16 protein-coding genes are annotated in these 18,099 nt (G+C 50.5%); 9 read left to right on the top strand and 7 right to left on the bottom strand.

Annotated features, from left to right (window positions below):
• Window positions 1-741, bottom strand: a complete 741-nt coding sequence (gene trmJ, locus BLW68_RS01805) for a tRNA (cytosine(32)/uridine(32)-2'-O)-methyltransferase TrmJ (protein WP_092789552.1) — start codon at window positions 739-741, stop codon at window positions 1-3.
• A 170-nt stretch (window positions 742-911) separates the two neighbouring features.
• Between trmJ and BLW68_RS01800 the strand changes: the two genes are divergently transcribed.
• From BLW68_RS01800 to purH, 7 genes are all read left to right on the top strand, one after another.
• The gene (locus BLW68_RS01800) at window positions 912-1,748 is read left to right on the top strand and encodes a class I SAM-dependent methyltransferase (RefSeq protein WP_092789550.1); all 837 of its coding nucleotides are present in this window, start codon (window positions 912-914) and stop codon (window positions 1,746-1,748) included.
• A 57-nt stretch (window positions 1,749-1,805) separates the two neighbouring features.
• Complete coding sequence (gene purD, locus BLW68_RS01795; protein ID WP_092789548.1) at window positions 1,806-3,092, top strand: phosphoribosylamine--glycine ligase; 1,287 nt, start codon at window positions 1,806-1,808, stop codon at window positions 3,090-3,092.
• A gap of 2 nt (window positions 3,093-3,094) precedes the next feature.
• Complete coding sequence (locus tag BLW68_RS01790) at window positions 3,095-4,861, top strand: ExeM/NucH family extracellular endonuclease (RefSeq protein WP_092789546.1); 1,767 nt, start codon at window positions 3,095-3,097, stop codon at window positions 4,859-4,861.
• A gap of 134 nt (window positions 4,862-4,995) precedes the next feature.
• Complete coding sequence (locus BLW68_RS01785; protein ID WP_092789543.1) at window positions 4,996-5,892, top strand: phosphoribulokinase; 897 nt, start codon at window positions 4,996-4,998, stop codon at window positions 5,890-5,892.
• A 378-nt stretch (window positions 5,893-6,270) separates the two neighbouring features.
• Window positions 6,271-7,245, top strand: coding sequence for a tRNA dihydrouridine synthase DusB (gene dusB / locus BLW68_RS01780; protein WP_425438492.1), 975 nt, complete (start codon window positions 6,271-6,273; stop codon window positions 7,243-7,245).
• A gap of 17 nt (window positions 7,246-7,262) precedes the next feature.
• A complete protein-coding gene (gene fis, locus BLW68_RS01775) occupies window positions 7,263-7,553 on the top strand; it encodes a DNA-binding transcriptional regulator Fis (protein WP_092789540.1) in 291 nt (96 codons plus the stop codon).
• A gap of 100 nt (window positions 7,554-7,653) precedes the next feature.
• Window positions 7,654-9,240: a bifunctional phosphoribosylaminoimidazolecarboxamide formyltransferase/IMP cyclohydrolase gene (gene purH, locus BLW68_RS01770; protein ID WP_092789538.1), complete on the top strand. Its 1,587-nt coding sequence runs from the start codon at window positions 7,654-7,656 to the stop codon at window positions 9,238-9,240.
• A gap of 67 nt (window positions 9,241-9,307) precedes the next feature.
• Here the strand turns inward: purH and BLW68_RS01765 are convergent, their stop codons facing one another.
• Both BLW68_RS01765 and BLW68_RS01760 read right to left on the bottom strand, forming a co-directional pair.
• Window positions 9,308-9,703, bottom strand: coding sequence for a gamma-glutamylcyclotransferase family protein (locus BLW68_RS01765; RefSeq protein WP_092789536.1), 396 nt, complete (start codon window positions 9,701-9,703; stop codon window positions 9,308-9,310).
• An 82-nt stretch (window positions 9,704-9,785) separates the two neighbouring features.
• On the bottom strand, window positions 9,786-10,268 hold the full coding sequence (locus tag BLW68_RS01760) for a SixA phosphatase family protein (protein WP_092789533.1): 483 nt from the start codon (window positions 10,266-10,268) through the stop codon (window positions 9,786-9,788).
• A 143-nt stretch (window positions 10,269-10,411) separates the two neighbouring features.
• Here BLW68_RS01760 and BLW68_RS01755 point away from each other — a divergent pair, with 143 nt between their 5' ends.
• Together BLW68_RS01755 and BLW68_RS01750 are read left to right on the top strand one after the other, a co-directional pair.
• The gene (locus tag BLW68_RS01755; protein ID WP_092789531.1) at window positions 10,412-11,215 is read left to right on the top strand and encodes a sulfite exporter TauE/SafE family protein; all 804 of its coding nucleotides are present in this window, start codon (window positions 10,412-10,414) and stop codon (window positions 11,213-11,215) included.
• Between the two features lie 36 nt (window positions 11,216-11,251).
• Window positions 11,252-12,046, top strand: a complete 795-nt coding sequence (locus tag BLW68_RS01750) for an acyl-CoA thioesterase (protein ID WP_092789529.1) — start codon at window positions 11,252-11,254, stop codon at window positions 12,044-12,046.
• Window positions 12,047-12,104: 58 nt separating this feature from the next.
• Here BLW68_RS01750 and BLW68_RS01745 read toward each other — a convergent pair whose 3' ends face one another.
• The 4 genes from BLW68_RS01745 to BLW68_RS01730 form a co-directional block, all read right to left on the bottom strand.
• Entirely contained in the window at window positions 12,105-12,959 is an 855-nt protein-coding gene (locus BLW68_RS01745; protein WP_092789527.1) for a pectate lyase, read from the bottom strand.
• A 334-nt stretch (window positions 12,960-13,293) separates the two neighbouring features.
• Window positions 13,294-14,268: a sensor domain-containing diguanylate cyclase gene (locus BLW68_RS01740; RefSeq protein ID WP_092789524.1), complete on the bottom strand. Its 975-nt coding sequence runs from the start codon at window positions 14,266-14,268 to the stop codon at window positions 13,294-13,296.
• A 167-nt stretch (window positions 14,269-14,435) separates the two neighbouring features.
• Window positions 14,436-14,804 (bottom strand): DP-EP family protein, encoded by a 369-nt coding sequence (locus tag BLW68_RS01735; RefSeq protein WP_092789522.1) that lies wholly within the window; start codon window positions 14,802-14,804, stop codon window positions 14,436-14,438.
• Window positions 14,805-14,827: 23 nt separating this feature from the next.
• A complete protein-coding gene (locus tag BLW68_RS01730) occupies window positions 14,828-18,076 on the bottom strand; it encodes an nSTAND1 domain-containing NTPase (protein ID WP_092789520.1) in 3,249 nt (1,082 codons plus the stop codon).
• Between the last annotated feature and the right edge of the window lie 23 nt (window positions 18,077-18,099).

The raw sequence follows: 18,099 nt of genomic DNA, 5'->3' as shown, positions 1-18,099 counted from the left end.
CTACTCCTTATCACCCTGTGTCTTACGGCCATAACGCTGCACTGAGGTTAAAATGCCGCGCAGTATATTGTATTCAGCCTCTTCCGGCCGGGCCCGGGTAAATAAACGTTTCAGTTTGGTCATAACCACACCCGGGTGCTGACGGATAATAAAGCCGGTGTCGTTCAGCGTTTGTTCCAGATGTTGATAAAAGCTGTTCATTTGCTCGCTGCTCGGGTAGGCCACATCATCAACAGTTTGCTGCTGTAATGCTTGTTGTAACCAGGCCATGCGCACTTCATAAGTGACAATTTGCACTGCCATCGCCAGGTTTAGCGAGCTGTATTCCGGGTTAGCCGGAATACAAACGTGGTAGTTACACAGTTGTAGCTCTTCATTGGTTAAGCCACTGCTTTCGCGGCCAAACACCAGCGCCACCGGATGGGTTGCCGCTTCGTGCACCGCTTTAACACCACATTCACGCGGCTCCAACATTGGCCAGCTTAACGTGCGTGAACGCGCGCTGCTGCCTACCACTAAACCACAATCACTTATCGCCTGTTCAAGCGTATCGAACACTTTAGCATTGGCTAAAATATCGCTGGCACCGGCAGAGAGTGCATAGGCCTGGCCGTCGGGCAGCTCTTTAGGCGCCACTAAATACAGCGCTGACAAGCCCATGGTTTTCATGGCGCGGGCCACCGAACCAATATTGCCGGTATGGGTGGTGCCCACAAGAATGATACGGATCTGGTTTAACATAAGGCTTCCCGCGTAAAAGGGCTGGCATTCTAGCATAGCCTTGCGCATTTGTTGACGAGAAAATAGCAGTCTGGCCATCTGAATAATGCAGATTAATGCGCCGCTGCAACCTGCTTTTTGCCTATTGTTTTGCTACACTAGCGCCACTTTTACAACAGGGAACCACGAAGATGAAAACAATAAAACTTGCTCTTGCGCTGTCCGCTGTTCTGTTAAGCCCACTGGCTAATGCTGATGCCAGTAAGGGTGATCACACTGAAGCTTTACAATTGGCAGTAGATCATCCAACACGCAGCCCGGCAAATGTCGCCCGCGATAAATACCGTAATCCGGTTGCTACCTTAGCGTTTTTTGAGGTTAAACCCGACAGCACCGTGGTAGAAATATCCCCAGGTGGCGGCTGGTACACTGAAATTCTGGCACCGTTACTGGCCGCGCACGGCACTTACTATGCTGCGCATTTTCCTGCCGACAGTACCTCCGATTATTACAAACGCAACCGCGCCGCCTTTGTCGAAAAACTGGCTGCTAACCCAATATACAACCGTGTGCAATTAACCGACTTTGCCCCGGACAACAGCTCAGCTATTGCCCCTGCTGGTAGTGCTGATGTGGTATTAACCTTCCGTAATCTGCATAACTGGTATAGCAATGGCGGAGATGACGGTATGGTTGCCATTTTTAAAGACTTTTATAAAGCATTGAAGCCCGGTGGCGTGCTGGGCGTAGTAGAACACCGCTTACCGGCAGACAAAATGACCGGCGAATGGATGAAATCAGGCTATTTCCCGCAGCAGTTAACCATTACGCTGGCAGAAAAAGCCGGTTTTATTTTTGACAGCAGCAGCGAAATAAATGCCAACCCGAAAGATACCGCAGATCATCCGGGCGGCGTCTGGACGTTACCACCGGTACTGCGCTTAAAAGAGCAGGATAAAGAAAAATATCTGGCCATCGGCGAAAGTGACCGCATGACACTGAAGTTTCGCAAACCTGTCACTGAATAAGCGGATACTGAATAACCTTTATTGCACACTTTTTTTGAATAACTAACGGAAAGCTAAATGAAAGTATTGGTAATTGGCGGCGGTGGCCGCGAACATGCACTGGCCTGGAAAGCAGCGCAGTCACCTTTAGCCAGCAAGGTATATGTCGCGCCGGGCAACGCCGGCACTGCCCGCGAAAGCAACCTGACCAACGTTGCGATTGCGGCAGATGATGTGCCAGCGCTGCTGGCCTTTGCGCAACAAGAAAACATTGAGCTGACCATTGTTGGCCCGGAAGCCCCGTTGGCCAAAGGCGTAGTTGACGCCTTTCGCGCTGCCGGGTTAGCTATTTTTGGCCCAACCAAGGCCGCAGCGCAGTTGGAGAGCTCTAAAGCCTTTGCCAAGGACTTTTTAGCCCGCCACAACATTCCCACTGCGGCTTACCAAAACTTTACCGAAACCGCCCCGGCTAAAGCCTTTGCGCAAAAGCTGGGCACACCGGTAGTAATTAAAGCCGACGGTTTAGCCGCAGGTAAAGGCGTGATCATTGCACAAACGCAAGACGAAGCGGCGGCAGCAATTGACGATATGTTATCCGGCAATAAGTTCGGCGATGCCGGCAGCCGTGTTGTGGTAGAAGAGTTTTTAACCGGCGAAGAAGCCTCGTTTATTGTAATGGTTGATGGCACTACGGCCCTGCCGTTTGCTTCATCGCAAGACCATAAAGCGCGCGATAACGCCGACAAAGGCCCGAACACTGGCGGCATGGGGGCTTATTCGCCGGCACCGGTGGTAACACCAGCGGTACACGATTGGGTAATGCAAAATGTTATTTACCCCACCGTAAACGGTATGGCGGCAGAAGGTACAGTATTTACCGGCTTTTTATATGCAGGTTTGATGATAGCACCGGATGGCAGTGCCAAAGTGCTGGAATTTAATTGCCGCTTTGGCGACCCGGAAACCCAACCGATTATGCTGCGGCTGGAATCTGACTTAGTTGAGCTGTGTTTAGCGGCTACCCAAACTGCACTGGCTGGTAAACAAATCCAGTTTAGCCAGCAGGCCGCAGTAGGCGTAGTACTGGCCGCCGGTGGCTACCCTGATACTTATGCCAAAGGCAAAGTGATTAGCGGTTTAGATGGCGCAGACAGTAACACCGCTAAGGTATTTCATGCCGGTACTGAGTTAAAAGGCACTAACGTCGTCACCAACGGCGGCCGCGTGCTGTGTGCCACAGCCTTGGGCGCCAATGTCACTGCAGCGCAACAGGCGGCATATCAGCTGGCAGATAAAATCAGCTGGGACGGCATGTTCTGCCGCACCGATATAGGTTACCGTGCCATTGCCCGCGAGCAAAAGTAGTGATGAAGGTAAGCCCGTTTTTACTATTGAGCACCGCCTTGCTAAGCACGGCGGTTGCCAGCGAATGCACCACGCAGTTTACCGCGATACCCGCCATTCAGGGCACTGGCAACAGTAGCCCCCTGCTTGGCCAACAGCTAACCACCCGCGGCGTTGTTACTGCTGTGGTGTACCCCAATAGCAAAGCTGCCGGCTTGGTACTGCGCTCTACTGAGCGCGGTAATACCACCGCCTCTGATAGCTTGTTTATTGCCGATCCTGACTCCGCTGCAACCTATCAGCCAGGCCAGTTACTGCAGATCACAGGCTCTGTGGCAGAAGTTAATCAGCTGACCAGTCTGACAACAGTGACACAGATCAGCGTTTGCGGCAGTAAACCTGACATCCAGCCGGTTACGCTGCAACTGCCACTGGCTGACGGGCAAAACTGGGAACAGTTAGAAGGTGCATGGCTGCGTTTTGAGCAGCCCCTTACCGTTAATGACACTTACAGCCTGGGCCGCTATGGTGAAATAACACTGGCTGATAAACGCCTGATGACAGCAACTGAAATAATGCTGCCAGGCAAAGACGCCACCGCATTGGCTACAGTACAACAAGAGCGGCATATGCTGGTACTGGACGATGGCCTGTACCAGCAAAACCCGGACCCGGTATTGTTTCCGTCTGGCGGCTTAACAGCAGACAACACTTTACGTATCGGCGATAGCTTAAGTGGTGTTGAAGGTGTATTGCTGCAAGACGAACGTGGCTACCGGCTGCTGCCAACCAAAATGCCACAGTTCAGCGTGCACAATCCCCGCCCGGCAAAACCGCAGCAAAAGCCCGCCAAAGCGCTGCGTATCGCCAGTTTTAATGTGCTGAACTACTTTAATGGCGAAGGCCAGCCACAACCTTTCCCTACCCGCCGCGGTGCCAGCACAGCCACAGAGTTGGAGCGGCAACAGGCGAAGTTGATAGTAGCGCTGGCAGCGCTGGATGCCGATGTCATTGGCCTGCTGGAAGTAGAGAACAATGGCTACAGCCAAAAAGGCGCTTTGGCCAGCCTGACTAACGCACTTAATAAAGTGGCCAGCAAACCTTACCGCTTTATTATCACTAAACAGCAGCCCGGTTCTGATGCCATTAAAGTTGCTTTACTGTACCGGCCGTCAAGCGTTAGCGTGGAAGGTAATGCCGCTATATTGCTGAGTAAACCCTTTGACTGGGGCAGCAGGCCTCCTCTGGCGCAAAGCTTCCGTCATCTGCAGTCAAATGAGCTGGTTACTGTCAGCATCAACCACTTTAAATCCAAAGGTAGTTGCCCGAAAGACGCCGCATCGAAAGATGCCGATCAGCAGGATGGCCAGGCATGCTGGAACGCCCTGCGCACTGTATCAGCTAAGGCACTGAGTGACTGGCTTGCCAGCCAACCTACCGGCGTAAAAACCGATAAACAGATTATTCTCGGCGATTTAAATGCGTACCGTCTGGAAGATCCGGTGCGGATGCTGGAACAACAAGGCTGGAAATACCTGAAAGCCGAAACAGGCCCGCAGTATTCGTATGTTTATCGTGGCCGCACCGGTTCACTGGATCATGCGCTGGCCAGCCCGGCGCTGGCGAAAAAACTGGCCGCTATGCAGCACTGGGCTATTAACGCCGATGAACCGGTATTTCTGGATTACAACGTGGAATTTAAAAGCGACAATCTGCAACAGTTGCTTTACGCGCCCACGCCATACCGCTCATCTGATCATGATCCTCTCATCGCCACCTTTCAGTTCTGATACCATCTGACAACTACCGCTAAGTTAATTCAATAACTTAGCGGTAGTTGTATGCTTAACTTAGCAATAAACAGTTGCACCAGCTTAACGGGATGCTTTAAGGTGAGGTTCAGTTAACTTAGCGGGCCGCGCCTATGTCACACAAAAATCCTATTATTGCTATTACCGGTTCCTCCGGCGCCGGCACCAGCACTACCTGTACCGCCTTTCAGCATATTTTCCGCACGCTGGATATAGATGCAGCCTTTGTTGAGGGCGACAGTTTCCATCGTTTTAGCCGGCCGGAAATGGAAGTAGAGATCCGTAAAGCCAAAGAAGCTGGCAAGTACATTAGCTACTTTGGCCCTGAAGCCAATGATTTTGGCGCGCTGGAAAACTTCTTTGCCAGCTATGGCGAAACCGGCTGCGGCAAAATACGCCATTATCTGCATACTTTTGATGAAGCCGTGCCCTACAACCAGTTACCCGGTACTTTCACCCCCTGGCAGGATTTGCGCGCCAATACTGACTTATTATTTTACGAAGGCCTGCATGGCGGCGCCGTCACCGAGCAACATAATGTCGCCCAGCACGTTGATTTGCTGATCGGCATGGTGCCAATAGTTAACTTAGAGTGGATCCAGAAAATTATCCGCGATACCTCTGAACGCGGCCACAGCCGTGAGGCAGTGCAGGCCAGCATAGTGCGCAGTATGGACGACTACATTAACCATATTACGCCGCAATTTTCGCGCACCCACATTAACTTTCAGCGCGTGCCTACCGTAGACACCTCTAACCCGTTCAGCGCCAAAGATATACCGTCACTGGATGAAAGCTTTGTCGTGATCCGCTTTCGCGGTATTAAGCACGTTGATTTCCCCTACTATCTGCAAATGATTAATGGCTCTTTTATGTCACGGGTAAATACACTGGTGGTACCGGGCGGTAAAATGGGCTTGGCAATGGAGCTGATTTTAACGCCGCTGATTGAAGAGCTGATGATTAAGCGGCGCCAAGCGCGCGGCCAGGTAGACTGGCTGGGTACCTGACCGGCAGTGCTTAGCATATAATAAATAGCCCGGCCAAACCGTTTTACCCACACCAACACGCCGTGAATACGTCCCTGTAGGCTCGACTCAGGCATCCATGCCTTCAACGGTTGGTTTAGGGTAAAGCGGTTCGTCCTGTGTAAGTACTGTTTACCCTCTAATTCCGTGGTCACAAAACCAACAGCACTACAATTTTCATTTTCGCTACCCCGCATGCCACCGTTAATTCAGCTATACAAAACACCAATTTTCAGCCGTTTAGCGAATGTCAAGACCGCAAAGGCCAGTAAATTTACACTTTTGTTTAAATAATAGCCTTTGCTTTGGCAGCAAAAATCCGTAAACTTAGCGCCCCTTACGGGTAGAGCCTTGGATTCAGTGGTGCGCATAGGTCCATATCAGTTAGCGAACAAGGTAATTTGTGCTCCGATGGCCGGAGTAACCGATCACACTTTTCGTGAGCTTTGCCGGCGTTTTGGTGCAGCATTAGCTGTATCTGAAATGCTGTCGAGTAACCCGCTGGTATGGCAAAGCGAAAAATCACAAAATCGCATGGGCCACCGGCAGGAATCTGGTATCCGCTCGGTACAGATTGCCGGTGCCGATCCGCAGCAAATGGCTGAAGCCGCTCAATACAATGTTGACATAGGTGCCGATATTATCGACATCAACATGGGTTGCCCGGCGAAAAAAGTGAACAAAAAACTGGCTGGCTCTGCGTTATTACAATACCCGGAGTTAGTCGAGCAAATTGTGCGCGCTGTAGTCGATGCGGTTAAGGTACCGGTTACGTTAAAAATACGCACCGGCTGGGATCCAGAGCACAGAAACGGTATTCAGATCGCCCGTATTGCCGAAGATAACGGCATACAGGCGCTGGCAGTACACGGCAGGACACGCGCCTGCATGTACAAAGGTGAAGCGGAATATGACACCATCCGCGCCATTAAACGAAGTGTGTCGATCCCGGTCATCGCTAATGGCGACATCACCGGGCCGGAAAAAGCACGCTATGTGCTGGATTACACCGGTGCCGATGCCATTATGATTGGCCGCGCAGCGCAGGGACGACCATGGATTTTCCGCGAAGTGGTGCATTACCTGGCCACTGGCGACAAACTGGCGCCCCCCGGCATAGCCGAAGTACGTCAGATCATGCAGGAACATGTGCAGGGTTTACACCAACTTTATGGTGAGCATGCCGGTTCCCGCATTGCCCGCAAGCATGTGGGCTGGTATTTAGCCGAGCACGACACGCTCGGAGATTTTCGTAGTGAATTCAATGGCATTGAGTGTGCTAAACAGCAGCTTGACGCCTTAAATAACTATTTTCATCAACTAGCAGCAACCTAACGTAAAAGAGAAAAGCAATGTTTAATTCGAACGTTACTTCGCCATTTATTACTAACGCCCACGTACAAACGCAGGAAAAGCCACAAGCTTTAAGCACTGCCGCGCAAAAAGCCGTAGCTAACTACCTGCAGCAATTAAACGGTCAGGACGTTAACGATTTATATGAACTGGTATTATCTGAATTAGAGCGTCCGTTACTGGAAGAAGTGATGAAATATACCCGCGGCAACCAAACCCGCGCCGCCAACCTGATGGGCATCAACCGCGGTACGCTGCGTAAGAAGCTAAAACAGTACGGCATGAGTTAATGCCACCGCGGGGCCAGCGCCCCGCCACTAAGCACCTTCGGGTGCTTTTTTATTGGTTAGGTTAAAATCTGATTTCTGCAAGCTACAAGAGAGTCTAAGCATGACGACATTAAGACCCATCCGCCGCGCACTGCTGAGTGTGTCTGACAAAACCGGTATTGTAGAGTTCGCCCGAGCGCTGGCCGCGCAACAGGTAGATATTCTGTCTACCGGCGGCACCGCAAAACTGCTGGCTGAGCAAGGCATTAAGGTAACTGAAGTCTCTGACTACACCGGCCACCCGGAAATTATGGACGGCCGGGTGAAAACCCTGCATCCGAAAATTCACGGTGGCATTTTAGCCCGGCGCGGCGTAGATGAAGCGGTGATGGCAGATAACAATATCGGCCCTATCGACTTAGTGGTAGTAAACCTGTATCCGTTTGCCAGCACCGTGGCCAAACCTGGCTGTACGCTGGAAGATGCAGTGGAAAATATCGATATCGGCGGCCCGACTATGGTGCGCGCGGCAGCAAAAAACCACAAAGATGTGACAATTGTTGTTAATGCCAAAGACTACGACAGCGTACTGGCAGAAATGCAGGCCAACGGCGGCGCTACTACCCATGCCACCCGCTTTAGCCTGGCGATCAGCGCCTTTGAACACACCGCACAGTACGACGGCATGATAGCCAACTACTTTGGTGCTATGTTACCGGCCTACGATACACCTGCAGAGCCGGCGACTAAGTTCCCGCGTACTTTCAACAGCCAATTCGTTAAAAAACAAGACTTACGCTATGGCGAAAACAGCCACCAAAGCGCGGCGTTTTATGTACAGGACGGCGCTACTGAAGCGTCAGTGTCTACCGCCACACAGCTGCGGGGTAAGGCGTTGTCATACAACAATATCGCCGATACTGATGCGGCACTGGAGTGCGTAAAAGAATTCGCCGAACCGGCCTGCGTTATCGTTAAGCACGCCAACCCGTGCGGCGTGGCCATTGGCGATTCTATTCTGGCCGCTTACAACCGCGCCTACCAGACCGACCCAACCTCAGCCTTTGGCGGCATTATTGCCTTTAACCGCGAGCTGGATGAAACCACAGCGAAAGAAATTGTCAGCCGCCAGTTTGTCGAAGTGATTATTGCGCCTTCAGCGACTGCTGCGGCCGTTGCCGTAGTAGGCACCAAGCCTAACGTGCGTTTATTGGTATGCGGCGAATTCAGCCCGGCTGCACCGGCGCTGGATATTAAACAAGTAAACGGCGGCATGCTGCTGCAAGACCGCGATCAGGCCAAAGTTACTGCTGATGATTTAAAAGTAGTCACCAAGCGCCAGCCGACCGAACAAGAGTTAAAAGACTTACTGTTCTGCTGGAAGGTAGCTAAGTTTGTTAAATCCAACGCCATTGTTTATGTCAAAGACAGCATGACGATAGGCGTGGGTGCCGGCCAGATGAGCCGCGTGTACAGTGCGAAAATCGCCGGTATTAAGGCTGCTGATGAGAATCTGGAAGTAAAAGGCTCAGTAATGGCCTCAGACGCCTTCTTCCCGTTCCGTGACGGTATCGACGCTGCAGCCGCAGCCGGCATTACCGCTGTGATCCAGCCAGGTGGCTCAATGCGCGACGCCGAAGTGATCGCCGCCGCAGACGAGCACAGCATGGCAATGGTGTTTACCGGTGTAAGACACTTCCGTCATTAAAAGCCGCCACTAAGCACCTGCTTTAGTAATGTAAAAAGGCCGCTATGCGGCCTTTTTTATCAGCGTATTACTGCGCCAGAAAATCACCGTTCTGAATTAACGTCAGCCCGTCAGTGCTGCGGTTATACACATACACCCATGCGACCACACTGTCGCCATTCTCCAGCATGATGCTTTGTTGTTCACGCCGATACTCGTGTGGCTGGGCAAACTGAGGGCTGCATTCTTCGTAATTATCCAGTGCGGGTAACAGAAGATCCGGCTGTAGCAGCTGATACAACTCTCCCACTATCTGATCGGCTGCATTATTGGAGGGCACTGCGCCGGGGTAATAATCTACCTGATACAACCTGGCCTGATAACGCGCCATAGCAACAAAGCGGCCATATTGTGCCAGTAGCTGGTGCATTGGATGGTTGGCGTTTTGCCGCAGAGTGCCGTAAACAAATAAATAGTGCTGCATAACCGCAAATAGAGGAAGTTTTACTTACTTTGCCGCACTGCCCAGCTAATGGCAACACAGCCGTGTTGGTAAACTGCTGCTGTTACATAAAACGCGCTGGTACTGACCATTGCAATTCAAAGCGGCAGCTTTCACTGCAAAAACCAATACAGGTTAACGACGATTTGCGGATATTAAGCAATAGCTTATCGCTGTCCAGCAAACGGCTTATCAGGGCTGAGAAATCTGGCTCGTGCCCCACCAGTAAGCTGTGCGCCGGCAGTGTAGTAAGTTGCTCTGTTAAGTGGGCATAAGCAACATCGGTTGGTGTTTCCAGCGCCAGCCAGGCTTGCTCGCTGGCAGCAGCAAAACCGGCTTCTTTGCAGGCAATAGCTGCCGTTTGCACAGCCCGTGGGTAAGGGCTGCTAAGCACAGCTTCAGCGACAATACCGTGACGTTGCATAAAAGCAGCAACACGGCGCGCCTGTAAGCGACCTTTTTCTATCAGGCAGCGGTCTATGTCCAGCTGATTTGGCCGGATCACCTCTGCGGTAGCATGACGTAAGAAATATAAGTATTTATCCATAGCGGCGCAGTTATAACATGGCTGTAAGGCAAATTTATGACAAAAAGTGTTCTGCAACCCTGTTTTATATCAGCTAAGATACCCCGCTCAGTTCCCCAAAGCCGGTAACATTTAGTCACGGCAATAATAATTTAAGGTGTAGTATGGCTGTTGAGTGGTTATTGGCATTTTTATTATTAGGTAGCTTTGCTGGCTTTATGGCAGGGCTGTTGGGTATAGGCGGCGGCGGTATTATGGTGCCGCTGCTTACCAGTATTTTTCTGGCCCAGGGGATAGCGGCAGAGCATGTAGTGCACCTGGCACTGGGTACGTCGATGGCGGCTATTGTTATGACATCTGTCTCCAGCATGCGCGCGCACCATGCCAGAGGCGGTGTACTATGGCCGGTGGTGAAAACGATGGCACCGGGTGTTATTCTTGGCACCTTTTTAGCCACCTTTTTGGCCGCAAGGGTCAGCTCGTTATACCTGGCTATTTTTTTCGCCCTTTTCATGGGCTATGTCGCTATTAATATGCTGCGTAATAAAAAACCCACCGGCGGTGAAAAACACGCCTCTAAGCCAGAGCAGGTTATTGTTGGCGCCGGTATTGGGGCAGTATCTGCCATAGTGTCTATTGGTGGGGGCTCACTAACGGTGCCTTACCTTACTTCGCGCAGTATCGATATTAAAAAGGCCATTGGCACTTCTGCTGCCGTAGGCTTACCAATTTCAATTGCCGGTACGGCAGGCTATATGCTTAACAGCCAGCCGGGGCTGGAGTTGCCCTATGCTGTTGGTCTGGTGTATTTACCGGGTGTACTGCTAATGTCTGCAGCCAGTTTTATCAGTGCTCCACTTGGTGCCAAAATGGCGCATAAATTACCGGTAGCAACGTTAAAACGGGTGTTTGGCGTATTACTGATGCTGCTCAGCCTTAAAATGCTCTGGTCTGTGCTGATGCACTGACAGAGTTAATATTTATCTTTAATACGGAGTATTTACATGCATTTTTCTCAGGTAATGCAGCAATTTGGCGCGGATAAACCTGACAGCGTTGTGATTGACGTACCAACACACTGGGGCCAGGGTCGGGCCGTATTTGGCGGTATGGCTGCAGCACTGGCCATGGCGCACTTACTGCCGCTGATACCCGATGCTATGCCGCTGCGTTCAGTGTCGGTGTCTTTTGTCGCCCCGCTAAATGCCGGCAAAGCAAAAGTACAGCGGCGCATATTACGCCAGGGGAAGTCGGTTATTCAGGCTCAGGCAGAAATTGAACAGGATGGCCAGGTTGCACTGATACTGCTGGCCAGCTTTGGCGCCGCGCGCCCGTCTGCCCATCAGCTTGCGGCAGATACCGCACCACAGTGGCCAACACAGCAAATACAGGTACTGCCAAAACAAGGCCCGGCACCGGAATTTACCCTGCACTTTGATTATCATATTGCGCTGGGGCAATTACCGTTTAGTGCCAGCAAGGTACGTGAGCTGGGTGGCGATATTCGTATGGCCGGCAACGAGAGCAAACAAGCCGGTGTTCTGGAACTGCTGGCACTGGTTGATGCCTGGCCACCGGTAAGCCTGACGCTGCTTAATCAGCCTGCACCTGCCAGCTCACTGACCTGGACCATTGAATTTATTGCCCATGATTTGCCGTTTAACAATACCGACTGGTGGCGTTACCTGGCAGAAATTGAATACGGCGCCGATGGCTACCATCATATTGCCGCAAAATTATGGCAACCAAACGGTAAGCTGGCAGCCATCAGCCGCCAGACGGTTACCGTGTTTGCGTAATTTACCGGTATTAGTACCGCCGCAACCTTACCCTGCTTTATAGATAGCAGGGTTCAGCTTAAAGCCTGGAAACGTTGCTTGTGCTTACTTTGCAACTGGTGGTTTGCCAAGCCTGGCCCAACTTGGGCGAATCACCTGAATGCTTGTTCTTGTCAATACCTTCAAACTCCTGACAGATTTCCGGCGTAGACTTAACCGCCGAGCCGCTGGGTGCCTGGTAATCCTGTACTTTCAGGTTGGTAATAGTGATAGTATCGCGTATACCGGAATTTAACCCACGGTACATGGCATTGACTCCGGCGATTGCATCAATCGGGCCGTATACATTTACATTTTTCATGGTGATGGTACGTGGCCCTTCGTTGCCACTGCAGTTGCCACAGGTGCGCACTACCTTACCAGCCTTACCGGTTATTTTGTCGGGTACCGAACCGCTGGCCGGCACAATATGGAAGTTAGAGTTTTCTATATTTACTTTCACATTCTTACCATTTACCTGAATAAACTTGTCGGGCTTGCCGCCGTAGCTTTTATCCTTACTCATCACATTCTTAAAGGTGCTGTTTTTAATATTAAGCGTTACGCCATCCTTACGGGTGCTGACCGCATCTTCGCATACTTCGTCAAAGGTAACGTTGTCAACATTGCAGGTACCTGATTCACACCAGATCCCCTTGCTGGACCGGCCCTGAGCAAATTTTGCATTTTTGATAGTGGCATTTTTAAGAATGATTACAGCCGACTGGCCATCGCCATCGCCGGAACACGAGCCGCCCGTGACATAGGTTCCGCCGCAGTCTACTGTTTCATTAGTGAAGGTAGCCCCAGCCTTACAGCGTGTATTCGCCTGAACATGCGTACTCATTGCTAATAGCAGCACAGCGGCAACAGCAAGTTTATAAAAGTGATCCATATCTGACTCTCCGAACAATAGAATAGTGGTGTGTTGTTATCACCGGCAGATACCGGTGGTGCATAACCAGCACAAACGCGGCTTCAGCTACGTTCGTACTACCGGCTATCCTTTAGCAACACCAGATAAAACACTATTCCATATCTGGAAGCTTTTACGGATATCAAAAATTTCAGACGCTACAAATATAAACAACTGATTAATAATGGTTTATTAAATATCAACAAAGCTGTATCAGAAGTTTATCAGCACATTCTTTGGGTAAATGTGCTGCACTGCCAGGTATATCTCCCACCTTGCATCAGGCGGCCGCTAATCATTACTTTGCGGCCTTCTAACAACTGGCATTAATACAATCGCGTCCATCTGCCTTAGCGCGGTATAACGCAGTGTCAGCGGCACACAGCAATGCCATGCTGGTGCGGTACTGGCCGTTAATTTCGGTGGCAATACCCTGGCTTACTGACACAGTTAACGTGGCAGGTAAGCCAGCGTCGGTAAACTGCAACTGACGCATGGCGTGCTGTACATCACGGGCTACCTGCAGTGCCATTATTTCATTATGGTTCGGCAATATCAGTGCGAACTCTTCGCCGCCATAACGGGCTGCCAGCTTGGCATCTACCGGCATGGCCTGTACTATGGCACCGGCTACTTTACGCAGGCAGGCATCGCCCTGAATATGGCCGTAGCGATCGTTAAACTGCTTAAAAAAATCAATATCAATAATCACCACACTCAGCGGCCGTTTGGCAGCGGTGCATTGCTGCCACTGCTGTAACAACTGTTCGTCAAAAGCACGACGGTTAGCCAGCCCGGTTAATGCATCGGTAGAAGCCTGCAGGCGCAGCTTTTCATATTCGGCTTTGTAGCGCGTAAGGTCACGCATTACCAGTACTAAGTGCGCCTCTGGTTCAGGCAAAAACGATACCGACAGCTCAATATCTTTTACCTCACCATCGGCACAGCGCAGCGCCATTTCAGTAGGGCCAGCCTGTAGCGACAATACCCGTTTTGCCACCATTTTTACCAGGCCCTGATACTGCTGCTGGCAGCGGCCCATTAAAAATTCCGGCCATTGCTGGCCAATCAGCGGTTTATCTACGCAGTTAAGCAATAACGCTGCCTTGGCATTGGCACACTCGATTACACCATCGGGGCTAACCACCAATACAGCTTCAGCCAGGTATTGAATAAAACTGCCTACTTCCATTCCTGGCGACAATTCTTTGCAGCCATCATCCGACCATAAGCTGTCATCATTCAGAGCCAACGGCCGAAGTTCGTTTTTGCGGTTGGAATTAGTCATCAGGGTATCTCGCTACAGTTGGCTTATCTGCAGCAAACTTTAACCTTTAGCTATATAAACAACCTTCTGACAACCTTCTGATTTAATTTATTGATTTTAAAAAACTAAAAAGCCCCTTGCGGGGCTTTTTTACAGCTGAAATACTTTAGATAACAAATCAACCAGAGTTACTTCGGGTTATTTTTAACTTCTGGATCAGGGCTTAACACTAGTAATGTATTTGTACTGTTGGTTAGCACAAACTGAAATTTAGTGGTGCCGGCTGTCTGATCCATATCCAGCATCTGCACATACTGGCCGTCACTGCTAACAGTCACCGCATCAATAATACCATCAAAAGGCGTTATAAAGCCGACACCAGAAAATCTTAAGCCTTTACCGGTGTTATCTTGTAGTTGATAGGTAATAGTACTGGCTTCGGTAACGGTGACATCGCCAGTGCATGGCTCACCGCCAGGTGTTTGGTAGCTGAATACTGGCTCGCCGTTTTCCAGGTTTACTACTACTTGAATAATCTCTGAGGCTCTTGTGGACATAACGTAACTCCTTATAGTTGGTATTAAAAATAATAATTGACTATGCCATTTTGTTTGAGCATAGCAATAAGATCAGAGTGTTTTTTTAGCTCACCCTGGCAATCCAGCGCCTTTGCATAGGTAATAAGATACCGTGGTTCTTTGTTTTTTTCGGTGATAACAGCTAAACGGTCTTGAGTTTGACGGCAAAGATTTATAGCTTCATTAAACTTATCTTCAGCCATTAAAACCTTGGCTTGCAGCAACTGGCTATCTGATAAAGCAGCACTATAAATTGGGTTTTGTGTGTACTGCTCAGTAAGTTCAGAGAAAGAAATATAAGCTAAATCGGCGTAATTTTTACTTGGCATAAATTGACTTATCGCTTGTAATTGTTCTGCCGCCGTAAGCCAAAGCCTGGCCATTATATCTTTATGGTTGGTGCTTGAGAGCAGCATTTTTTGCGCATTTAATCTGTCAGTCAGTAAAGTAAGTTTCTGCACAACCTGCTCTGCATTTGAGATTGCGTTTATTCTAAACTGCTGATAGTTGAGAAAATGCTTATTTCTTTGCCATATACTATTTTCAGGGTCTTGTTCTATTGCCTGAGATAGAGCCTGTCCTCCCAAAGAGGATGCAATCTGAGCCTCAGCTATTTTGCCTTGGTAACTTAGTAAATCTGCGAGTATTTGATAGCTGCTTGACAGGATATGTAGTAAATAGGGTTCGGGCTTTGCTTTAGTATTTGCCAGTTCAGCCTGCAACTGCTGATGAATTTCAATAGCCAAATGCATATTGCCACCAGCCAGTGTTGCACTTGCCAACCAGGAAAGAGTATTGGCGACATCGGCAAGCAGTTGCCCGCTATCAGGTTGTTTTGTTTGCGCTAATACTTTAAGTCGCAATGACTCTTCAAAGTTCTTGCGAGCTACATCAAACTGCTGCAGCTCCATCGCCAGCGAACCTAATGAGTTGGTAGCATAAGACAGCTCCATAATGGCGTCTAAATCGTCTGGTGCTAGCTGATACATCCGCTCGCTGTATTGGTAATACAGCTCAAACTCTGGCTTCGCCGCCTGCCAGTTACTGGCATCATATTGAATTTGCGCCAGCCAGAAAGCATTAGCACCTAAGGTTTTTAATAACTCTAAATTATCGGGTTGCTCCGCCAACACTGAAAGCAGCTTAACTCTGGCCGCTTGCAGTGCCGCCACAGCTTCGTCGATTTTGCCACGTGAATAAGCCACTTCGCCCATCGCTTCCAGGGTTTGGCCATGTTTAAAGCGGGCTTCGGCAGTGAGATGATCGTTGGCAGAAGAAAAATCACTAAAATATTCCAGTGCTTTATTGCTGATACCATCGAGTAAATCCATCCGGCCTATGCTGCGCAGTTTATCGGCGAACTCCCCCACCATAAAACCCAGCAGGTTTTCCGCCGCCAGCCGCTTTTGCTGTGCCTGCTGCTCGGCTTCAAAGCTTTTAATGCTCATAATTACAGCGGTAAAGGTTAGTACACACAGCAGAGCCACTGTCATTCGCCGGCCCCAGCGCAGCATGCGGGCTTTTTTGGCTGACGCCTGAATAAAGCCGGCTTCTTCTGTATCAAGCTGAAATAAACTGTTGTTTGCCAGCAACAGAGCCTCTTGCAGCGGTTTTCCTTCTGCCAGCAGATAAGCATTGTTTTTACTCTCGGCCTGCCAGCGGTTGGTTAAGTGATGCAACCGGCTTTTAACGCTTAAACTGTCGTGGTGCTCAGTGATCCAGGCCGTTGCCCTTGGCCAGCGCCGCAGCAGGGCTTCGTGCGCGATGCTAAAGCAGGGCTCGCCGTTTTGCAGGTGTGACACAAACAAGCGGTTTTCTACCATCGTTTGCACCAGCATGCGCTCGTCGTCGGTTTGCAGTTGCTGCACACGGCCGCTGCGGCTGGTAATGGTTTGCTCGTCTTCGCGCAGGGTTACCAGTAACGACAACACCCGCGGTAAGCTGGCCTTTTGCGCTGCGGTTAAACCTTTAATAGCTTGTTCGGCATTTTTACCAATGGCACCTTCAATACCGCCCAGTGCTTTGTATACCGACACCAGCAAGCGGTTATCTTTGCTGCGCTGCAAATACAGTTCCTGCAGGGTGTACTGCAGCATCGGCAGCGCATCCGGGTTACTGGCCGCTTCGCTGCACAGCATTTCATCCAGTGGTATGGCAGTATCAGGATCGGTGTCCCAGCTTAAATTCGCCGCCAGCGCCGGTAAGCGAATCATCTGCAACAGCTCAGCACGCCCCGGTGGGGCCAAATCGAAATGCGCACCGCGGCCTTTGCCCGCCATCAAATTCGGGTAAGCCACCAGGGAGGGATAAAATTCATTGCGACAGGCGCTTAACACCAATACTGCGCCGGAATTGGCAAACTGCTCGAGTAAATCAACAAAGGTTTTGCGTTCATCAGAGCTAAACAGGGGGGATGACAACAGCACTTCCAACCGGTCAACAAACAACGCAAAGCGCTGTCGGGTCTGGCTTTGCTGCGTCAGCACGGTATGGCACTGCTGGATCACCTGCTCCGGGCTTTGTAACAGCCGCTGCGCCAGGCTGTCGGCACTTTCACCGGCAAACACCGGTGTGCCGGCTTGCTCCCAGTCCAGTAATGCGCTGGCCAGGCTGCTAAATAACTGTTGCTGCGCGACGTCGGCTAAATCCAGGCTGGTGCAGTCCATTACCTGGATGCCGTTGTAACCACCACTTTGCATCAGGTTGGGCATAACACCGGCATTAATTAATGACGACTTACCACTGCCACTGGGGCCAAGCAGTAAACAAAATGCCCGGCCATACTGCACCTGCTGCGCTATACGTTGTAATAAGGTGTCAATTTGCGCCCCACGGCCAAAAAACACTTTAGCGTAACGTGCGTCGTAGGCCTGTAAGCCCGGAAATGGTGAACCGCCCTGCCAGCTTTGCGGTTGGGCACTTTGCTCCTGCCCCAGCGGAAAACGCACCTCTGCGAGGGTGCGGTAACCACGTTTACGAATGGTTTCAATATAACTGGAGCTGGTAGCCGTATCACCCAGCGCCCGGCGCAGCTGGTTAATGGTTTTATGCAGCGGGTTATCGCCGGTGTCTGTATCGGGCCAGCACCGGCTGACAATATCATCACTGCTGAGCACTTCACCGCTGTGCTGACATAACAATACCAGTACATCCATGGCCTTGGGTTCAAGCTGCTGCAGCTGCTTGCCACGACGTAATGTATTGGCTGCAGGCTCAACCTGCCATTCGCCGAAGAAAAAGGTGCTGCTCATAGTAACTGCTGCGCTATTAAAAA

This window comes from Rheinheimera pacifica (genome assembly GCF_900108485.1).
In the GTDB taxonomy this organism is placed as follows: Bacteria; Pseudomonadota; Gammaproteobacteria; order Enterobacterales; family Alteromonadaceae; genus Alishewanella; species Alishewanella pacifica.
This window is presented reverse-complemented; position numbering and strand designations above follow the sequence as displayed.